This is a genomic window from Streptomyces sp. CNB091 (assembly GCF_000377965.1).
In genome coordinates this window covers 394982-414484 of the sequence record NZ_KB898994.1, presented here as the reverse complement: position 1 = coordinate 414484, position 19503 = coordinate 394982, and the positions used below count along the sequence as shown (strand labels likewise).

Genomic DNA, 19503 nt, shown 5'->3' with positions numbered 1-19503 from the left:
TAGCTTGATCTTTAACCTAGAGATCCGAACGGTTCGTCGTACTTGATCACTCGGATCGGTAACTGCCGGGCGTGCAGGCGGCCTTCGGCTGAGCATGTGATCCGACCAAGGAACACACAAGCTCAGCACGAAGGCCGTGAGGATGAGTCTGTCGCATCACGCTGTCCGGCAGGATCCGTTTGCGGGACTGTCACGCTTCCGGGGTGAGTTCTACTCCTGTCTGACCAAGCGTGCGGACGCACTGTTCGAACTCGCGGACGCGGTGTTGTGCGCGGACGGTCCGGTCCGGTCGCTGGTAGAGCTGTCCCTTGTCGGTGAACACCGTCGCGGGCACGGCGGGCTCTACGATGCCCTGTCTGCGGGCCGGGTCGATGTGGCCCGGCTGCGAAGGGCCCTGGCCGCGGTGCCTCTGCCGCGGGCGGCGGACGGCCGGCTGGTCCTGGCCGCCGACCTCACCTGCTGGCTGCGACCCAGCGCGCACACCTCGCCACAGCGGATCCTGTGCCACACCTACGGACGAGGAAAAGACCAGCACATTCCCGTTCCCGGCTGGCCCTACTCGGTGATCTGCGCACTTGAGACGGGCCGCAGTTCCTGGACCGCACCGCTGGACGCACTACGTCTGGCGCCGGGTGACGACGCTGCCACTGTCACGGCCCGGCAGATGCGCGAGCTCGTCGAGCGACTGGTCGCGGCCGGGCAGTGGACGGACGGCGATCCGGAGATCCTGGTCGTGGTGGATGCCGGCTACGACGTTCCCCGCCTGGCCTTCCTCCTGAAAGATCTCCCGGTGCAGGTACTGGGACGCATGCGCTCGGACCGCGTCCTGCGACGCGCGGTCCCACCCCGCGAGCCCGGCACCCGCGGCCGCCCTCCTCGTCATGGCGGCGAATTCGTCTTCGGCGACCCGGCCACCTGGGGCACACCCGACGCGCAGACGATGACCACAACCCGCCTCTACGGAACGGCCACCGCCAGGGCCTGGGACCGACTCCATCCTCGACTGACCCACCGTTCGGCCTGGACTTCCCAGCTCGGTGCACTGCCGGTCATCGAGGGCACCGTGATCCGCCTGCACGTCGAGCACCTTCCCAGCGGCGCCACACCGAAGCCCGTCTGGCTGTGGTGGTCGGGCACCGACGCCTGTGAGTCCGACGTCGACATGCTCTGGCAGACATTCCTGCGACGCTTCGACATCGAGCACACTTTCCGCCTGTTCAAGCAAACACTCGGCTGGACCTGCCCGAAGATCCGCACCCCCGAAGCAGCCGACCGCTGGACCTGGCTGATCCTCGCGGTCTTCACCCAGCTACGTCTCGCCCGTCCGCTGGCAGCCGACCTCCGGCGTCCGTGGGAAAAACCGGCCCCGCCCGACAGGCTCACCCCTGCCCGCGTCCGCCGCGACTTTCGGCACCTCCGCCCGAAGGCCCACTGCCCAGCCGGAGCACCGAAAGCCTCCCGCCCCGGACCTGGCCGGCCCCCCGGAAGCAAGAACACCCGGCCCACCCCACGCCACGACGTGCACACGGTCGGCAAACCAGGCTCCGCGAAACGACGAACGAAGAAGTCAACGGACCCACGTCCACGCCGCACAGGTTAAAGATCAAGGTAGGGGATGTTCGGGAAGTCGGTCCCCAGCAGGATGCGGTCCCCGAGGTCGGCGAGCCGCCCCCGCTCCGCCGGCGGGAAGGGGCTGAACCCCTCGCTGAAGTCGGTGAACGCCATCGTCGTGTCGAGCCGGACCTCCGGATACGCCTCCGCCAGCGCCAGGAACTCCGCGTACTCCGGCATCCCCATGTGCGCGACGACCAGCCGCAGCCGGGGGTGACGCGCCAGCAGCCGCCCGATCGGCTCCGGCCCGGTGTGGGCCCCCGGCGCGGGCCCCGACCCGCAGTGCGTCACCACCGGAATCCCGGCCTCCGCGAGCAGCCCCCACACGGGGTCCAGGAGCGGGTCGTTGGCGTCGTACGCGCCGACCTGGAGGTGCGACTTGAAGACCCGGGCCCCCGCCTCCACGGCTTCCTTCACGTACACCTCCACGTCCTCCTCCGGGAAGAGGGTCGCGGTGTGCAGACAGTCGGGGGCCCGGGCGGCGAAGTCGGCGGCCCAGCCGTTCAGCCAGCGGGCCATGCCGGGCTTGTGCGGGTAGAGCATGGAGGTGAAGCGCAGCACCCCGAACGACCGCAGCACCGCCAGCCGCGCCTCCTCCTCGTACCGGTAGGTGATCGGCCACTCCAGGCCGGTGAGCGGCCCGGCGGCGTCGAAGTACGCCCACACCTTGCGCAGGACCTGCTCCGGCATGAAGTGGGTGTGCACGTCGATGATCCCGGGCAGCCCGAGCCGCTCCCAGAACCGCACCACGTCATCGCTCTCCGGCCCCACGGACGCTCTCCCTCGGTCGACGGTCAGAACAGCCCACCCTGCACACCGCCGCCGCCGATGTCGATGAGGGGGACACGTACATCACCCGCCGCCACGGCGCAATCGGCCCCCGTGGACGCGGCCTCCCCGGACACGGCCCCCGCGGGCCCGACCTCCCCGGACACGGCCCCCGCGGACCCGGCCTCCGCGGGCAGGGCCTCCCCGGACACGGCCCCCGTGGACCCTGCCTGCCCACATACGGCTCCTGCGGATGCGGCCTCCCCAGACACTGCCCCCGCGGGCAGGGCCGCGAGGTCCCACCCGGTGATCAGCCGCGTGTCCAGGACGACCACGCCCACGCCGTCCACCGCCAGATGCAGATCGGGCCCGGCCGCGGCGACGAGCCGCCCCGCGACGACGCCCCCGTCGACCAGCTCCCGCACGGACCGCACCGGAGCGGGCGCCCGGTCGATCCCGAAGGCCGACGCCTGATCGACGACTTCGAGCGGCAGCCGCTCCAACGACTCGGGCCAGCCGTGCCCTTCGAGCCGCGCGGCCCGCCGGTACAGCTCCGCCACCTCGGCGGCCCGCTCCTCGCACCCGGGAAGCCGCCCTCGCACGGCCCGCTTCCTGGCGTACGGGATCCGGTCGGGCACTCCGAGGGCCGCCCGCAGCACCTCCTCGGTCCGCCGGGCCGCCATGAGGGGCCCCCGCCCCAGCCAGCTGAAGGCCACGGCCCCCTGCTCCCGCAGCCGGGCCGCCCCCCGCTCCTCCCCGGTGATCCCGACCTTGACCATGCCGGGCCCGAACCAGGCGAGGTACACGCGGTACGTCCGGGGGTCGTCCGCCAACGTGTCGGCGGCCACCGAGTGCGCCCGGTCCAGCCGCGCGCACTCGGCACACCGCCCGCCCGTGGAACGCCCCGGCACCACCGCGCCCAGCGGGCACGCGTTCCCCCGCGCCCCCACGCAGTGCCGCTCCCCGAGGGCCCGGAACCCGAGGCCGGCCCCGTACGCGAGCATGCTCACCCGCCGGTCACCGCCCCTGCTCCACCCCAGCTCGGGCACCTCGCCGGGCCACCGCACCCCGGCGCACCACCACCCACCGGACACCCGGACCCCGCTCTCTTCTCCACCGGCACCAGATCACCGGTCGCACCGGTCGCACCGGTCCGGCGATGCTACGCGCAGCCTCCGACACCCTCGATCCGCCGCCGCAGCCGGCCGTTATGATCCGGGCCATGGCGCTGACCGGGGACCAGACGGACCTGTTCGAGGCTTCCATGCCCCGGCTGAAGGCGATCGCCTACCGCCTCCTCGGCTCCGCGAGCGATGCCGAGGACGCCGTCCAGGACACGTTCCTGCGCTGGCAGTCCGCCGACATCGACCGCATCGAGGTCCCCGAGGCCTGGCTGACGAAGGTCCTCACCAACCTCTGCCTCAACCAGCTCACCTCGGCGCGCGCCCGCCGCGAGACCTATGTGGGCCAGTGGCTGCCCGAACCGCTGCTCGCCGGGGACCCGATGCTCGGCCCCGCCGAAACCGCCGAACAGCGCGAATCCGTCTCGTACGCGGTCCTCGTCCTCATGGAGCGCCTCTCCCCCGACGAGCGGGTGGTGTACGTGCTGCGGGAGGCCTTCGGCTACCCGCACCGGAGGATCGCGGAGATCCTCGACATCACCGAGGCCTCCGGCCAGCAGATCTTCCACCGCGCCAAGAAGCACATCGCGGAGGGCAGGACCCGGACCGAGATCGACGAGGCCGCCGCCCGGCGGATCGTCGAGGAGTTCCTCACGGCCGCTGCCGGCGGCCGGACCGAACCGCTCGTCCGGCTGCTCACCGCGGACGCCGTCGCGATCGGCGACGGCGGCGGAAAGGTACCGGCCCGCGCGAAGCCGTTCGAGGGCGCGACGGCCGTCGCGAAGTTCATGCGGAGCCTCTTCACCCCCAACCAGGCCGCTCGCAACCTCCTCGGCGGCACGGCGGAGGTCCACGTCTCGTACGCCAACGGGCTGCCCGCCCTCGTGATCACCGTCGCCGGCCGGGTCATCGGCGTCATGTGCCTGGAGATCACGGCGAACGGCATCGCCGCGTTCCGCAACCAGGCCAACCCCGACAAGCTCGAACGCGCGACGCGTCAGTGGGCGGCGACGGCCCACGGAGAACCGGCCCTCCGCATCACCTAACCCCCTGTGACGTACATCACACCTCCCACCTGTCAGGAATCGCCGGGCTGCCCGGTTCAAGGGGCGAAACCGCGCGAGACAGGAGCGAAGGACATGCAGCAGAACATCCAGCAGCACCGCGTCATCGTCATCGGAGCCGGCTACACCGGAGCGAGCGCCGCCGGACGCCTCGCCAGGCGACTGCGCCGCGAGGACGTCTCCATCACCCTCGTCAACGCCGAACCCGACTTCGTCGAGCGCGTCCGGATGCACCAGCTAGCGGTGGGCCAGGACCTCCGCCCCCGACCCTTCCACGAGATGTTCGCCGGCACGGCCGTCCGGCTGCGTTTCGGCAAGGTCACGGGCATCGACACCGACCGCCGAACGGTCTCCGTCGCCGCCCCGGACGGGACCGGCGAGCCGGAGACCCTGCCGTACGACACCCTCGTGTACGCCCTGGGCAGCGCCTGGAACACCCACGCCGTCCCCGGCGCCGCCGAACACGCCCACGACATCGCCGGCCGCCCCGGCGCCCTGCGCCTGCGCGACCGCCTGGCCTCCCTCGCTCCCGGGACTCCCGTGGTCGTCGTCGGCGGCGGCCTCACCGGCGTGGAGGCCGCGACGGAACTGGCCGAGACCCGCCCGGACCTGGACGTCTCCCTGGCCACCCGAGGAGCACTGGGCGACTGGCTCTCCCCCAAGGGCGCCAGGCACCTGCGGAAGGTCTTCACCGACCTGCGGATCACCGCGCACGAACACGCCGACGTCACCGCCGTGCACGCCGACCGTGTCACCACCACCGAGGGCGACATCCCGGCCGCGGTCACGGTCTGGACGACGGGCTTCGCGGTCCACCCGATCGCCATGGCCACAACACTGCGGACCGGCGACACCGGCCAGATCGTGGTCGACGACACCATGCGCTCGACCTCGCACCCGGACGTGTACGCCATCGGCGACGCGGCCCTGGTCGCGGGCCCCGGCGGCAAACCACTGCGCATGTCCTGCGCCTCGGGCGTCCCCACCGCCTGGCAGGCCGCCGACGCCATCGCGGCCCGCCTCACCGGCACCAAGCTCCCGACCATCTCGGCCCGCTACTTCAACCAGTGCGTCTCCCTCGGCCGCAAGGAGGGCCTGATCCAGTACGTCACCGCCGACGACCGAGCCGTCAGCGCGGCCCTGACCGGCCGCGCGGCCGCCCTCTACAAGGAACTGGTCTGCAAGGCCGCAGCCTGGGGCGTAGCGAACCCGACGATGGGCCTGCCGACCCGCCGCCGCCGGGTCACGGCAGAACGGGCGCGGGCGACCGCTACAGCCGCTGCCGCCGAAGCGGCTTGAGGCCCCGGCCGACCAGGGCCGACGGACGGAAGAGGCCCCCAGGATTCCTAGAATCCGCCCGAGCGTCGCCCGGGACGGAAGAGCGTCGGCAGTCGTCCACACCCTGGCAGCAGACGGACTACGCCAACGCCTCCCCATACCGCCAAGGGCAGGCATCGGTCTCTACATTCGTGGGGAATTCAGATGACGATAAACATCGTAACCATGATGACCAAGAAGGCACACCAGAAAACTGCGCCCTGCCGGCCCGTCAGTGGTTGCATCTGCTGCCCAGACCGCACCAGGGCAAACTGACGGCTGAGATAGGGCGCGAAAATGATCCTCAGCACCACAAAGGTGAGCATGATGACCGTGAACCAGACCACTGGATAAGCACTTTCGTCTCCCGCCGTATCAAAAAAGAGGAAGGCGCCCCCAGCAAGGGGCACCAGGGGCAGGAGCAGCTTCTTTTTCGCGGTGGTCGCTATCGGGTATATGGCTACCACAAAGGCGACGCCGGAGATGACGGCGCCTATCCACCACTGCTCAGGGGGCAGTGTCCTCGTCAGCATGGTTTCTGCCTTTACTCGCTCTCGGCCAGGGAAATCCGCCCGAACAGTTATTTGCATGTCTGCTCAAAGTTGCGATGGAGCGTACCGTACTGGCCGGCTCCCGCCTCAGCCCACCACTCACCTCGGCTCCCATCGCGCGTCGGCCGCGGCAGCGCCGAGCGGGCAGAAGGCAGGAGTGCGGGCGCAGCCAGAGCCGGGAAGCACGCGCGGCGAAGCCGAGCGCAGCCGGGGTGCCTTGATGAGGTGGAGAAGCCTGTAACAACTGGCTCGATGCTCACATGGCGACGAGGAACCTCGGCCTTGGCTGTTCGTAGCAATGAACACAAGGAGCCAGAAGGCGCGCCCCCTCGGCCCCGAGACCACACACCCACGGGGCACTCGCATCCAGCTGAAGGACTTCACCGTCGGCCCCTGCCCCGACCCGGGTGGTCCGGTCCGGCCCGTCACCGCCTGGCCGACCGCCGTGCAGGAGACCTTCGCCCCGTTCACCCGCCGGGGCGGCATGATGTCCTCCGTGATGAACAGTGCAGACCTGCGTCCTGCGCGGATAGCGGGTTACGCCGGTGGTCCCCTCACGTACCAGGTCGGGCTCTTGGACGAGCCGCTCTTCTGGCTGGGACACCTCTATTCGTGTGTCCAGAGCGAGGAGGCCGAGGAACTGCTGTTCGGCGCGGACTACGACGCGGCCGGCGACTTCCAGCGGCAGCTCTGGGAGCGGGCCGAGTGGCCGGCATTCACGGTTCCACTCGCTGCTGATCACCGTCTTCACGTGGTCTACCGGACTGTCGCGGACGACACCGGAACCGACTACCTCCTCCACCACCCCGACTGGGGCCAGGCCGAGGTCCTCGCTCGGGACGAGGGGCACTTCATGGGTCCGGGCCTGTCCTGGCCCGAACTCGTGGCAGCTGCGGACAACATGCTGCCCGGCGGCAGCACCACCGATCCCCACTCCCGTCTGTTGCTCCTGCTGCCTGCGTTCGGCGACGATGCAGTACCCGACGCCGCTGTTGGCCGCCTGGCGGCTGCGCTACGCGCCCGCACGAGCGTGGAAGACCCTGACACCCTCGCCTCTGCTCTCCTGGAGGATCAAGGGGCCCCCGGTCCCGCACGCTGGACGGCAGCCGGGCACGGATTCTCCGTGAACGATGGCGAGTACTCCTTCCGCAATCCCACCAACCTCTTCGCCTTGTCAGCCGATCGCTTGGCTCAGGTGGCCACCGCGCTGGCACCTTGACCCCCACATCAATTCCAAACGGTGAGGCGTGGTGTTCGGAACGATGCAGCCGTGACTGCTGTGATCACGGCTACGCAGCCGGCGTGGACAACTCCGTCTACCGGGCTGAGCCCCCACTGCTTCAGCAAGTGGGTGACGATGCTGCGACGCGACGGGGCGGACGCAGTTCGTAGAGGTCGACCATGGGGTCTGCCGCTGGATGACCGGGTACTACTGGTCACGACCTACTGGCGCACGAACTTGACGATGCGCCAGCTCGCCACCAACCACCAGGTCGTCATCGACGCCGACACTCGCCTGGTCGTCGTCGTGGGCCGGCCTCTCGCCGGCAACCGCAACGACTGCAAGGCATGGGAGGAATCCGACGCCAAGGCCGCCATCGGCAAAACCATGACGATCGCCGACGGCGGCTACCCGGGCACCGGGCTCGTGATGCCCCACCGCAGACGCAAGGGGGAAGACCTGCCCGACGGGAAACAGGGGCAGCTGCCCTGGCGACGCATAGGTCGTTTACGGGACAGCCCGGGACAGCCCTTCGGCTTCAGCCACACGACACCCTTGTAGCTCAGCGAGGAAGCGGTGCGCGCGGCGGTCCCTCGCTGCTGTACGGGCAACGCGAGAGGCCCCCGGGATTTCTCCTGGGGGCCTCTGGCCTGCTGTGCACTCGGCAGGATTCGAACCTGCAACCTTCTGATCCGTAGTCAGATGCTCTATCCGTTAAGCTACGAGTGCTTGGCGTTCCGGGCTTCTTTCTCCCCGGTCGGCGTTGCGAGAACAACATTACATGACCTGCGCCGTGACGCGAAATCCATTAGCCGCACCGCTGCCGACCTGCGGAAACGGCCTCCCGAGGCCCGTATCGGCCACCCTCCTGAACCAGCCACGAACCCGCCCCGGGGCCCCTCCGCGCGCTCGCGCGTCCCGGAACGGCCGAAGCCCCATGCCAGGGGCACGGGGCTTCGGGGTGGGGCGGAGGCGGAGGGATTTGAACCCTCGATGGGCTTTAAGACCCAAACCGCATTAGCAGTGCGGCGCCATAGACCGGACTAGGCGACGCCTCCAGCACACCTCGCGCGAACGCGAGTGGTGCGTGCAGATGATGACACAGTCGAGCGTCGTGCCACCAATCGCCGCACACGTTACTAGGCCCCCGGGGGCCAGGGCAAAGCAGTTCGGCGTGGTGCCGCAACGTCCGGGCGCGGTGCGCGTTAGAGAGGGGTGGGGGCCCCGGTCTCCGTCAGTCGTCCCGTCGTCGTCGCCCGTCAGTCGTCCGTCAGCCGTGGCGCCCGGGCGGGTCGGTGATCACCCGTGACCGCCGCCCGTGGCCGACCCCGCTGCAGAGATCCTGGAGCTTCCGCATGCTGCGCCGTCTCGCTCTCACCGCCGTCGTCTCGCTCGCCGCGCTCGCCACCGCGGTACCGGCGTCCACCGCCACCGCCTCCGGCCCCATGGCCTCGGGTCCGGCGCCCGCCGCCGTGCCCACCTCCGGGCCCTTCGCCGCCGCCCGGCCCGCCCTCGGGCCGCTGCCCATGCCCCTCCCGCTGCCCGGGTTCCTGGAGGGCGGGGGCGGGAAGGGCGCGGGGAAGCCCAGCGAGGTCCTGACGCGGCTCACCGTGTCCGTCGAGAACACCGGGGTCGCCGGGGCCGACGGCACCTTCGAGCTGGAGTGCGGGCCCACCGGGGGCAGCCACCCGCAGGGGCAGGCGGCCTGTGACCGGCTGGCGGAGGCCGGCGCCACCCGGTCCGGGCGGCAGGAGCTGTTCCGGCCCACCCCGGAGGGCACGATGTGCACGATGATCCACGGCGGCGACGCCACCGCGCGCATCGTGGGCACCTGGGAGGGACGGGCCGTGGACACCACCGCGAGCCGCCGCGACGGATGCGAGATCGCACGCTGGAACAGCCTCGTGCCGGTGCTTCCGGACGTTCGTTAGCCCGTCGGCGACGGCGCAAAAGCGTTCGCCTCCGTGTATCTGCCGCAGCTGGCTCCGGGGGCCCGCGCGCCCCGAACGGGCCGGCGTCGTCGCGCGTCCGCGCACGTCACAGGGTGCGCGGACGCTCACGTCATGGCCCCGCGGCGTACACGCCGCGCACAGAACCTTGGTGAGAGCTCCCCCTCATCCGCCGCCCCCGGGGCCTCCCCTGCCCTTAGACTCCTCCAGTGACAGTCTGCGGCCCGAGGGGCAAGATGGGGCCCGCTGTCGGCAAGGTGCGGTAATCAGGGAGGAAGCGTCGTCGTGAGCAGCAGGCCATCCCGAGGCACTGCTCGCCTCGCAGCCATACTCGATGCCCTTCCTGACGGGCTGCTGCTCGTCAACTGCAACGGCACGGTCGTCAACGCCAACGCCATCGCCCTCGAAATGTTCGAGACCCCGGGCACCGCGCTCGTCGGTCGCGGACTGCTCGATCTGCTGCCGGAGTTCGACTCCAAGCTGATCCCGGGTTCGATGCGCCGGCCCGAGGCTGCGGACGAGCAGGGCAGGACCAAGCCGACGCGGATGACCGCGCGGCGCACCGACGGCCACGAGTACCCGGTCGAGGTCACCAGCGCGAGCCTCGACAGCGGGCAGGCCGCGTACAACGACATCCACTCCAGCTACACCGGTGACGAGCTGCTCATGCTCGTCGTGCGGGACCTCTCCGGCACCGTCGACACCGAGGCGGAGCTGGCGCGTTCGCAGCGGCAGACCGAGATGATCCTGCGGGCCGCCTCCGAGGGCGTCGTCGGCACGGACACCGACGGGCGCGTCGTCCTCGTCAACCCCGCCGCCGCGCAGATCCTCGGCTTCCGGGCCAGCGACCTCGGCGGCCAGGAGCTGCATCCGCTGATCCTGCACTCGCGGGCGGAGGGCGAGCCGTTCCCGTACGAGGACTCCCCGCTCGCCGACACCCTCAAGTCCGGGCGCAAGCACCGGGTGCGTGGGCAGGTGCTGTGGTCCAAGAGCGGTGCGCAGGTGCCGGTGGACCTCACGACCGCGCCGGTACGGGACGGGGACCAGCTCGTCGGCGCGGTGATGACGTTCACCGACCGACGGCCGTACGAGGAGTTGTCGACGCAGCACAGAAGCGTCGTCGCCGAGCTGACCACGAGCCACTCCGCCGAGGTCACCGCGCTCAAGGAGGCGCACGCCGCCGAGCTGGAGGCGCTGAAGGAGGCACACACCGCCGAGCTCGCCGACCGCAGCGAGCGGTACGCCGCCGAGATCGAGGGACAGGCCGAGCTGCTCGCCTCCCTGGGCGCCCAGCACTCCCAGCTCACCGCCGTCCTCGGCGGTTCGCTGCGCGGGCCCCTGGAGGAGCTGCGCGGCGAGCTGTCCACGCTCGCCTCCGACCCGGCCGGTCAGCTGTGGCCCGAGGCCAACCAGATCCTGCACCATCTCGCCGCCGGGTACGCCCGGATGACCACGCTCGTGGACAACGTGCTGGGGTACCAGCGCCTGGACGCGGGGGTGGAAGGGCTGCACAAGGCCCCGGCGATGGTGGACGGCATCGTCACCGGCGGTATCGACGGGGCGGTCGAGCTGATCGGGCCCGGGCGCGCCCAGTTCGCCGTGCACGCCCCGCCGATCGAGGCCGAGGTCGACGCGCCCCGGCTCGCGACCGCCATCGCCCACCTCGTCGCGGACGTCTGCGGCGTCGATTCGACCGGCAAGACCCGGGCCGTTCCCGGGGGCGGCTACGTCGACTCCACCGTGGTCGTGGCCGCGGCCCAGCGCGGTGACGTCGTACGGATCGAGGTGCGCGGCCCGTTCGCCGGGGGCGACCCGGTGCACGAGCCGATCGTGCGCGGCATCGTCCGGGCGCACGGCGGAGTCCTCCAGACGCACGAGACGCCGGGCATGAACGGCAGCGCGTACGTGCTCGACCTGCCCATCGGCACCGCGTCCGGCACGATCGCGCCGCCGGAGACGGACGGCACCGCCCTGTTGCCGGGGCCTCCCCCCGCCGCCTCCTCGTCGCCCGAAGGGCTGGGAGCGCCGGGCGTCACCAGCGGCGGCCGGCGCCGGGCACGCAGGTCCTCCACCGACGCGTTCCTGGGCAGCCCCGGCGGTACGTCGGAGAGCGTCGGCGACAACGCGGTCGGGGCCTTGGCTCCCGCTCCCGACGACCGCCCGGCCGCCGAGCCGACCGGGCGGCGGCGGGCGCGCCGTGGACCGGCCGCGCCCGAGGAGCAGCAGGCTCCCGAGCTGATCCCGGCCCAGCAGGGCGAGGGTTCCGGGCGTCGGCGCGGCCGGCCCAGCCCGGCCGAGGCGGCCCCGGGCATGGTTCCGGCCGACGGCGCCCGGGAGCAGCCCCAGCCACCGCAGCGGGGGGCGCTGGCCTTGACCTCCGCCCCGTCCGCGGCGCCCACCGCCCCTTCCGAGGGGTCGGTCGTCACCGCGGCCGAGAACGCCCAGGGCGGCGGTCGCGCGCAGCTCGGGCAGACCGTGCCGCCGCAGGGCGTCCCGGTGGACCCGCAGCAGCCCGTACCGACCACCGGGCGGCGGGCCCGCCGTGAGGGCGAGCCCGCCCGCCCCGCCCTGCCCGCCCTCGCCTCCGGCAACAGCGGCAACAGCGGCAACAGCGGAGCTGAAGGCGACGGCGGTCACCCCGGGGCGGAGCAGTCCCAGCAGCCCGGGGGGCGGCGTGCCCGGCGCGCGCTGGCCGCCGCCCAGGAGCGCACCGCGGCCGAGGCCGGGCCGCGTACCGCCTTCGCCCTGCCGCCCGCCGACGCGGACCGGGCGCCGCTCGCCCCCGACGCCCCGGTGGCGTCCGGCGACGGGGCGAGCGCGCACCACGCGCGTACCGCACCGGAGGCCGGTCACACGCCTCCGCAGGCGCACCCCGTCGCCCCCGCGCACCCCGGCCCGCAGACGGACGGAACCTCCGGGCAGGGCTTCCCGGCCGCGCCCGGAGCGGCCCACGCGCCCCACCTCCCCGGAGCGGCCCACGCGCCCCGCCTCCCTGGGGCGGCACCCCATGCGCCCGGCCCGCACGACGGGGGCGTACCGGAGGCTCCGAGCCCGGTGCCGGACCTCGCGCCGTGGGGCGACACCAGGCAGAACGCCCACCCCGGCACCGGGCACAACGTCTCCCCCGACACCGGGCAGACCGGTGCCGGACGGACCGCCCACACCACCGGCGTCGCGGCCGTCGCCGATCCGGTGACGCACCCGGCCGACGGTGACACGGGCGTCCCGGCCCCGGACGCGCGGCGGCAGCCGCTGCCCGCCGAGGAGCCGATGCCGGACGGCAGCAACCCCGACTCGACGCAGGGGAGGGCCTTCAGCGTGCGAACGCTGGGCCAGGGTGTGCCGTTCGCCCAGCACCTCGCGCACCAGCAGAACCAGCCGCATCAGAGCCTCGGCGGGGCCGGCCGGCGCCGCAAGCTCGCCGCCCCGCCGGAGGGCGACCGCTCCCCGGCCCGGGCCGCCGGCGACCGGCCGGGCCCGGCACAGCCGACGGGCCCCGCGCAGGCTCCCGGGCCGCAGCAGCAGCACCAGCCCCGCACCCAGGGCCAGGGCCAGGGCCAGGATCAGGGGCCGGACCAGGCGCAGGAGCCCGGTCGGCCAGGTCAGCCGGGTCATCAGCCGGGTCAGCCGGCGCAGGGCGGGCCCGGCGCCGCCTACGGTGAGGGGCAACTGCTCGCGCCGCCCGTCGCGGAGGGGCGCGCGTACGCCATAGGGGCGCCCGACGAGGGGGCGGAGGGCCCCGAGCCGCTGGACGGGCCCGGAGGCGCGGTCGAGGTCGCCAACCGGCCGCACCCGCACCCGGTCGACGACGAGCTGCCGCCCGAGCCGCTGGACAACCCGCGTCGACTCCTGGTCTGGCCCGCGCCCGACGTGCCGACCCAGCAGGCGCTCAGCGACCGGGGCTACCGTCCGGTGATCGTGAACTCCCGCGAGGAGGTCGACGCCCAGATCGCCGCGTTCCCCGCCGCGCTCTTCGTCGACCCGCTGACCGGCCCCATCACCCGTACCGCGTTGCAGTCGCTGCGTCAGGCGGCCGTCGCGGCCGAGGTCCCGGTGCTGGTCACCGCCGGCCTGGGGCAAGCGACCCGGGAAGCGGCGTACGGCGCCGACCCGGCCGTCCTGCTCAAGGCACTGGCCCCCCGTGACAGCGAACAGCATCCCTCGCGGGTGCTCCTGATCGAGGAGCACGAGGAGATCGCGGTGGCGCTGACGCAGACCCTGGAGCGGCGCGGGATGCAGGTGGCGCGTGCCGCGACGGACAGCGAGGCCGTCGACCTGGCGAGCCGGATGCGGCCGAACCTCGTGGTGATGGACCTGATGCAGGTACGCCGCCGACGCGCGGGGATCATCGACTGGCTGCGGGCCAACGGGCAGCTGAACCGCACCCCGCTGGTCGTCTACACCTCGGCCGGGATGGACCAGGCGGAGCTGCCGCGGCTCGCGTCGGGTGAAACCGTCCTCTTCCTTGCGGAACGGTCGACCAGCGACGAGGTCCAGTCGCGGATCGTGGACCTGCTGGCGAAGATCGGCACCAACTAGTACCGCAAGCGGTTGCGGTAACAGGGCCTCTCGACGGACGCGGGAAGCGGAACAGGGTGGGGCGGTACGGGTGTCCCGTACCGCCCCACCCTGTTTCACGTGAAACAGAAGAGGAACCGAAGCCTCAGAGCTGGGTGACGTCCAGCTCGCCATCCGCGTACTGCTTGCGGATCACCTTCTTGTCGAACTTGCCGACGCTCGTCTTCGGCACGGCGGCGATCACCGACCAGCGCTCCGGCAGCTGCCACTTGGCGATGCCCGACTCGGCGAGGAACTCCTTCAGTGCCTCGTAGTCGGTCCCGGTGACGCCCTCCTTGAGGACCACCGTCGCGAGCGGCCGTTCGCCCCACTTCTCGTCCGGCACGGCGACGACGGCCGCTTCCGCGACGTCCGGGTGGGCCATCAGCGCGTTCTCCAGCTCGACGCTGGAGATCCACTCGCCGCCCGACTTGATGACGTCCTTGGCCCGGTCGGTGAGGGTGAGGTAGCCGTCGGCGCTGATCACACCGACGTCGCCGGTCTTCAGCCAGCCGTCCTCGCTGAACTTGTCCTCGGGGCGCAGGTGCTCGCCGTCGGCGCCGCCGTAGTAGGCGGCGGCGATCCAGTTGCCCCTGACCTCCAGCTCACCGGCCGACTCGCCGTCCCACGGAAGGTGTTCCCCGCCGGGGCCGACCAGCCGCGCCTCGACCCCGGCGGGGAAGCGGCCCTGGGTGACCCGGTACGGCCACTCCTCGTCGGCGCTCAGGCCGGCGGGCGGGTGGGCCATGGTGCCGAGCGGCGAGGTCTCCGTCATGCCCCAGGCATGGCAGAGCCGGACGCCGAGCTTGTCGTACGCCTCCATCAGCGAGGGCGGGCACGCCGCGCCGCCGATGGTCACGTTGGCCATGGAGGTGAGGTCGCGCGGGTTGGCGGTGACCTCGGCGAGCAGGCCCTGCCAGATGGTGGGAACGGCGGCGGCGTGCGTCGGGCGCTCGCTCTCGATCATGTCGGCGAGCGGGGCGGGCTGGAGGAAGCGGTCCGGCATGAGCATGTTGACGCCCGTCATGAACGCGGCGTGCGGCAGGCCCCAGGCGTTCACATGGAACTGGGGCACGACGACGAGCGTGGTGTCCCTGTCGGTCAGCCCCATCGACTCGGCCATGTTGATCTGCATCGAGTGCAGGTAGATCGAGCGGTGCGAGTAGACGACGCCCTTGGGGTGGCCCGTGGTGCCGGAGGTGTAGCACATGGCCGCGGCCTGGCGTTCGTCCAGCTCCGGCCAGTCGTACGTGGTGGGGCGGCCGGCGATCAGTTCCTCGTACTCGTGCACGCGCGGCGTGACGCCGGCGAGGCCGGAGCGGTCGCCGGGGCCGGACACGACGACGTGCTCGATGCCCGGCAGATGCGGCAGCAGCGGCACGAGGAGCGGCAGCAGCGAGCCGTTGACGATCACCACCTTGTCGTCCGCGTGGTTGACGATCCAGGCGAGCTGTTCGGGCGGCAGTCGGAGGTTGAGGGTGTGGAGCACGGCGCCCATGGAGGGGATGGCGAGGTACGCCTCAACGTGGGCCGAGTTGTTCCACATGAGCGTCGCGATCCTCTGGTCGCCGTCGACGCCCAGCTCGTCGCGCAGCGCGTTGGCCAGCCGGGTGGCGCGTGCGCCGATCTCGGCGAAGGTGGCACGGTGCGGCTCGGGTTCGCCGGTCCAGGTCGTGACCTGCGACTTCCCATGGATCGTCATCCCGTGGTGCAGGATGCGGGTGACAGTCAGCGGTACGTCCTGCATGGTGCTCAGCACGGCGTCCTCCCGGTAGGCGCTACGCGGCAGTAAGGTTCCGCTGATTCTGCGCACATACCACGCGGTATGTCACTACTCGCGGGAAAATTCCTGCTGCGAAGCCTGCCCCGGGGCCCTGCGTCGGATCTGTGGCGGAGCCGGTGGCGGCACCCGTGGAGGGGCCTTCCGGGCCGTCCGGATCAGCGGACCGGCGTCAGCTCCGGGTCCTCGCGGAGCTTGCCGAGGGCACGGGAGACCGCGCTCTTGACCGTACCGATCGACACGCCGAGCACCTCCGCCGTCTGGGCCTCGCTCAGATCCTCGTAGTAGCGCAGGACGACCATCGCGCGCTGGCGGTCCGGGAGCTTGAGCACCGCTCGCCACATCGCGTCGTGCAACGACTGCTGCTCGGCCGGGTCCGGCGCCGGAAAGGCCTCCCGCTCGGGCAGCTCCTCGCACGCGAACTCGTCGACCTTGCGCTTGCGCCACTGCGAGGTGCGGGTGTTGAGCAGCGCCCGCCGGACGTAGCCGTCCAGCGCCCGGTGGTCCTCGATCCGCTCCCACGCGACATACGTCTTGGCCAGCGCGGTCTGTAGCAGGTCCTCCGCGTCGCACGGGTTCGCGGTGAGCGAGCGCGCGGTACGCAGCAGGACCGGTCCACGGGCCCGTACGTACGAGGAGAACGACGCGTAGGGCGCGTGGGGGTGGCCGGCGGCGGTGGCGGAAGCCGCCCTGGAGGCGCCCGTGCAGACTGGCGTGGTCATGTACTCAACGCTAGGAGCAGCCACCGCCGAGGGGATCGCCCCCAGGTCCCGAAGGCTCGTCCGCCTCAGGTTGTAGGGGGTGTGCACCCTGCACCTCCTGAAGGTGGACGGGCCTGTGCCCGGCCGTAAGGGTCCGCCCCCGAGAGCCCCCGGGGGCGGGGCGTCGCCGCTCAGCCGTCCGCACCGATGACCAGGCCCGACGTCGGGACCCCCGTACCCGCCGTGACCAGCGACCTCGCCGCCCCCGCCACCTGGTTCACCGAGGTCCCCCGGATCTGCCGGACGGCCTCCGCGATGCCGTTCATCCCGTGGAGGTACGCCTCCCCCAGCTGACCCCCGTGGGTGTTCAGGGGCAGCGCGTCCGCGGCGACGAACGCCCCGGCCTCCCCGGGACCGCAGAAACCGAACTCCTCCAGCTGCATCAGGACGAACGGGGTGAAGTGGTCGTAGAGGATGCCCACGTCGATGTCGGCCGGCGACAGTCCGGAGCTGCGCCACAGCTGCCGGGCGACCACGGCGGTCTCCGGCAGGCCCGTCAGCCCGTCCCGGTAGAAGCTCGTCATCTGTTCCTGCGACCGGCCCGCGCCCTGGGCCGCCGCGACGACGACGGCGGGCGGTCGGGGCAGGTCGCGGGCGCGCTCCAGGCTCGTGACGACGAGGGCCTGGCCACCGTCCGTCTCCTGACAGCAGTCCAGCAGCCGCAGCGGCTCCACGATCCAGCGGGACGCGGCGTGGTCGGCGAGCGTGATCGGCTTCCCGTGGAAGTAGGCCGCCGGGTTCCGCGCCGCGTTCCGCCGGTCGGCCACCGCCACGTGCCCGAAGACCTCCGGGTCGAGGCCGTACGCGTGGAGGTAGCGCTGGGCCGCCATCGCGACCCAGGAGGCCGGGGTGAGCAGCCCGTACGGCAGGTTCCAGCCGAGCGCCGCGCCCTCGGCGGTGGGCTCGCGCCGCTGGACGCCGGAGCCGAAGCGGCGGCCGGAGCGCTCGTTGAAGGCCCGGTAGCAGACGACGACGTCCGCGATCCCGCTCGCCACCGCGAGGGCGGCCTGCTGCACGGTGGCGCAGGCCGCGCCGCCGCCGTAGTGGATCCGGGAGAAGAACGACAGCTCGCCGATCCCGGCCGCCTGGGCGACGGTGATCTCGGGGCTGGTGTCCATGGTGAAGGTGACGAGCCCGTCCACGTCGGCGGGGGTGAGGCCCGCGTCGTCGAGGGCGGCGCGGGCGGCCTCGACGGCCAGCTTCAGCTCGCTGCGGCCGGAGTCCTTGGAGAACTCGGTGGCCCCGATGCCGACGATCGCGGCCTTCCCACCGAGCGAGTCGGCCCTGCGGATGCTCATGCTCCGGCCCTTTCTTCTTCGCCTTCTTCTTCGCCGCTCGGGGCCGGGAGGGTCACGACGACCGTGCCGGTGACGTGGCGGCCGATGCCGTTGTCGCCCGTGACGGTGATGGTGACGGTGATCGTCGCGCGTACGGACTCTTCGTCGGCCGGCCCGGCCACCTCCGTGACGCGACCGGTCAACCGCATGACGTCTCCCGGGTAGTTGGGGACGCCGAGGCGGATCGCGACCTTGCGGAGGACGGCGTCCGGGCCGAGGTGGTCGGTGATGTAGCGGCCGACGAGCCCGTTGGTGGTGAGGATGTTCATGAAGATGTCGGGGGAGCCCTTCGCCCGGGCCAGGTCCGCGTCGTGGTGCACGTCCTGGTAGTCGCGCGAGGCGATGGCCCCGGCGACGATCAGGGTCCGGGTCAGCGGGATCTCCAGGGGCGGCAGCTCATCACCGATGCCGTACGTCCGCGTCACGACGCGTCCTCCTGACCGTTGTTCACGAGCGACAGGCCCAGTTCCTCCAGGACTTCGCTGCCGCAGCCGAGGTACGCGTCGAGCTGGCGGCCCCAGAGGAAGTGCCGGTGGACCGGATGGTCGAGGTCGGCGCCGGTGCCGCCGTGCAGATGCTGGCCCGCGTGGACGACCCGCTTGCCCGCCTCCGAGGCCCACCAGGCGGCGGTCAGCGCCGCTGCCCCGTACTCCCGTCCGTCGTCCCGCCGCCAGGCCGCCTCGTACGCCGTGACCCGGATCGCCTCGGTGTCCATGTGGGCGTCGGCGGCACGGAGCAGGACGCCCTGGTTGGTGGAGAGCGGACGCCCGAACTGCTCGCGGGTGACGGTGTGATGGACCGCACGGGCGAGTGAGCCCGCGCACACCCCGGCCTGGAGTCCGGCGAACGCGGTACGGGCGGCGGCGAGGACGGCCGTGTACACCTCCGGCCCGCGCCCCAGACGCTCCCCGCGTACGCCGTCGAGAACCAGCCGCCCCGCCGCCCAGGGCGCGGTCGTCTCCACCGGCACCACGGCCACGCCCGGCGCGCCCGCCTCGACGATCCACAGGGCCCGGTCGGCGTCCGCCACCAGCACCTGGGTGGCGTCGCGCAGCCAGGGCACCCAGGGCACGGCCCCGTACAGCGCACCGTCCGACGTGTGTACGCCGCCCCGCGCCGGGAAGGCGCCCGTCGCCACCGCCGTACCGTCGCGCAGACCGGGAAGCAGGCGCTCGCGCTGCTCCGGCGTTCCGTGCTCGGCGATCGCGAGCAGCCCGTACACACAGGTGGCCGCCAACGGGACCTGCGCGGTGGTCCGGCCCTGTTCCTCCAGGAGCAGGACGAGGCCGAGCAGCCCGATGTCCTCGACCGCGCCGGGCAGTCCGGCCGCGCACAGCTCCGTCCACAGTTCCGCGTCGGTGCCCGTGCCGGCCGCCGCCAGCCGCTCGTGGGTGGCCAGGTCGCCGAAGACGCTCGCGGCCAGCCCCTGTGCGGCGGACTGCTCCTCGCTCGGGGTGAAGTCCAT

14 protein-coding genes, 2 tRNA genes and 1 pseudogene are annotated in these 19503 nt (G+C 72.2%); 7 read left to right on the top strand and 10 right to left on the bottom strand.

Features of this window, described 5'->3' with window-relative positions:
- Nucleotides 1-142: 142 nt before the first annotated feature.
- On the top strand, nt 143-1600 hold the full coding sequence (locus tag D581_RS0111760; RefSeq protein ID WP_018957419.1) for an NF041680 family putative transposase: 1458 nt from the start codon (nt 143-145) through the stop codon (nt 1598-1600).
- Here the strand turns inward: D581_RS0111760 and D581_RS0111755 are convergent.
- Nucleotides 1597-2382 carry an amidohydrolase family protein gene (locus tag D581_RS0111755; RefSeq protein ID WP_018957418.1) on the bottom strand — a complete coding sequence of 262 codons (786 nt, stop codon included), beginning with the start codon at nt 2380-2382 and terminating at the stop codon, nt 1597-1599. The genes D581_RS0111760 and D581_RS0111755 overlap by 4 nt on opposite strands.
- Before the next feature lie 23 nt (nt 2383-2405).
- Nucleotides 2406-3473, bottom strand: coding sequence for a DUF2797 domain-containing protein (locus D581_RS0111750; RefSeq protein WP_018957417.1), 1068 nt, complete (start codon nt 3471-3473; stop codon nt 2406-2408).
- Nucleotides 3474-3601: 128 nt separating this feature from the next.
- On the opposite strand from D581_RS0111750, the gene sigJ reads away from it, so the two are divergent.
- Both sigJ and D581_RS0111740 read left to right on the top strand, forming a co-directional pair.
- Nucleotides 3602-4546, top strand: a complete 945-nt coding sequence (gene sigJ, locus D581_RS0111745; protein ID WP_018957416.1) for an RNA polymerase sigma factor SigJ — start codon at nt 3602-3604, stop codon at nt 4544-4546.
- Nucleotides 4547-4639: 93 nt separating this feature from the next.
- A complete protein-coding gene (locus D581_RS0111740; protein WP_018957415.1) occupies nt 4640-5863 on the top strand; it encodes an FAD-dependent oxidoreductase in 1224 nt (407 codons plus the stop codon).
- Between the two features lie 179 nt (nt 5864-6042).
- Here D581_RS0111740 and D581_RS0111735 read toward each other — a convergent pair whose 3' ends face one another.
- Nucleotides 6043-6414: a hypothetical protein gene (locus D581_RS0111735; RefSeq protein WP_018957414.1), complete on the bottom strand. Its 372-nt coding sequence runs from the start codon at nt 6412-6414 to the stop codon at nt 6043-6045.
- A 316-nt stretch (nt 6415-6730) separates the two neighbouring features.
- Here D581_RS0111735 and D581_RS01000000137130 point away from each other — a divergent pair, with 316 nt between their 5' ends.
- Nucleotides 6731-7651 (top strand): hypothetical protein, encoded by a 921-nt coding sequence (locus D581_RS01000000137130; RefSeq protein ID WP_018957413.1) that lies wholly within the window; start codon nt 6731-6733, stop codon nt 7649-7651.
- A gap of 51 nt (nt 7652-7702) precedes the next feature.
- Nucleotides 7703-8131, top strand: a pseudogene (locus tag D581_RS1000000139595) (transposase); the annotation flags it as partial.
- 179 nt (nt 8132-8310) lie between these two features.
- Here the strand turns inward: D581_RS1000000139595 and D581_RS0111720 are convergent.
- A tRNA-Arg gene (locus D581_RS0111720) sits at nt 8311-8383 on the bottom strand.
- 238 nt (nt 8384-8621) lie between these two features.
- Nucleotides 8622-8712, bottom strand: a tRNA-Ser gene (locus tag D581_RS0111715).
- Nucleotides 8713-9009: 297 nt separating this feature from the next.
- Between D581_RS0111715 and D581_RS0111710 the strand changes: the two genes are divergently transcribed.
- Entirely contained in the window at nt 9010-9585 is a 576-nt protein-coding gene (locus D581_RS0111710; protein ID WP_018957411.1) for an SSI family serine proteinase inhibitor, read from the top strand.
- 303 nt (nt 9586-9888) lie between these two features.
- Nucleotides 9889-14142: a PAS domain-containing protein gene (locus D581_RS0111705; protein WP_018957410.1), complete on the top strand. Its 4254-nt coding sequence runs from the start codon at nt 9889-9891 to the stop codon at nt 14140-14142.
- A gap of 124 nt (nt 14143-14266) precedes the next feature.
- Here D581_RS0111705 and D581_RS0111700 read toward each other — a convergent pair whose 3' ends face one another.
- The 5 genes from D581_RS0111700 to D581_RS0111680 all read right to left on the bottom strand — a co-directional run bounded on the left by D581_RS0111700 (nt 14267) and on the right by D581_RS0111680 (nt 19503).
- The gene (locus tag D581_RS0111700) at nt 14267-15919 is read right to left on the bottom strand and encodes a long-chain fatty acid--CoA ligase (protein ID WP_018957409.1); all 1653 of its coding nucleotides are present in this window, start codon (nt 15917-15919) and stop codon (nt 14267-14269) included.
- Nucleotides 15920-16098: 179 nt separating this feature from the next.
- The gene (locus tag D581_RS0111695) at nt 16099-16662 is read right to left on the bottom strand and encodes a SigE family RNA polymerase sigma factor (RefSeq protein ID WP_012380021.1); all 564 of its coding nucleotides are present in this window, start codon (nt 16660-16662) and stop codon (nt 16099-16101) included.
- A 170-nt stretch (nt 16663-16832) separates the two neighbouring features.
- Entirely contained in the window at nt 16833-17999 is a 1167-nt protein-coding gene (locus D581_RS0111690; protein WP_018957408.1) for a lipid-transfer protein, read from the bottom strand.
- Nucleotides 17996-18463 carry a MaoC family dehydratase gene (locus D581_RS0111685; protein ID WP_018957407.1) on the bottom strand — a complete coding sequence of 156 codons (468 nt, stop codon included), beginning with the start codon at nt 18461-18463 and terminating at the stop codon, nt 17996-17998. The genes D581_RS0111690 and D581_RS0111685 overlap by 4 nt, the downstream gene beginning before the upstream one ends.
- Entirely contained in the window at nt 18460-19503 is a 1044-nt protein-coding gene (locus D581_RS0111680; protein WP_018957406.1) for an acyl-CoA dehydrogenase family protein, read from the bottom strand. Before D581_RS0111680 ends, D581_RS0111685 begins: the two co-directional genes overlap by 4 nt.

Bases quoted from the DNA above. Each gene is read 5' to 3' on its own strand.
- D581_RS0111760 (WP_018957419.1), top strand. From the start codon at position 143: ATGAGTCTGTCGCATCACGCTGTCCGGCAGGATCCGTTTGCGGGACTG.
- sigJ (WP_018957416.1), top strand. From the start codon at position 3,602: ATGGCGCTGACCGGGGACCAGACGGACCTGTTCGAGGCTTCCATGCCC.
- D581_RS0111740 (WP_018957415.1), top strand. From the start codon at position 4,640: ATGCAGCAGAACATCCAGCAGCACCGCGTCATCGTCATCGGAGCCGGC.
- D581_RS0111735 (WP_018957414.1), bottom strand. From the start codon at position 6,414: ATGCTGACGAGGACACTGCCCCCTGAGCAGTGGTGGATAGGCGCCGTC.
- D581_RS01000000137130 (WP_018957413.1), top strand. From the start codon at position 6,731: ATGAACACAAGGAGCCAGAAGGCGCGCCCCCTCGGCCCCGAGACCACA.
- D581_RS0111710 (WP_018957411.1), top strand. From the start codon at position 9,010: ATGCTGCGCCGTCTCGCTCTCACCGCCGTCGTCTCGCTCGCCGCGCTC.
- D581_RS0111695 (WP_012380021.1), bottom strand. From the start codon at position 16,662: ATGACCACGCCAGTCTGCACGGGCGCCTCCAGGGCGGCTTCCGCCACC.
- D581_RS0111690 (WP_018957408.1), bottom strand. From the start codon at position 17,999: ATGAGCATCCGCAGGGCCGACTCGCTCGGTGGGAAGGCCGCGATCGTC.
- D581_RS0111680 (WP_018957406.1), bottom strand. From the start codon at position 19,503: ATGGACTTCACCCCGAGCGAGGAGCAGTCCGCCGCACAGGGGCTGGCC.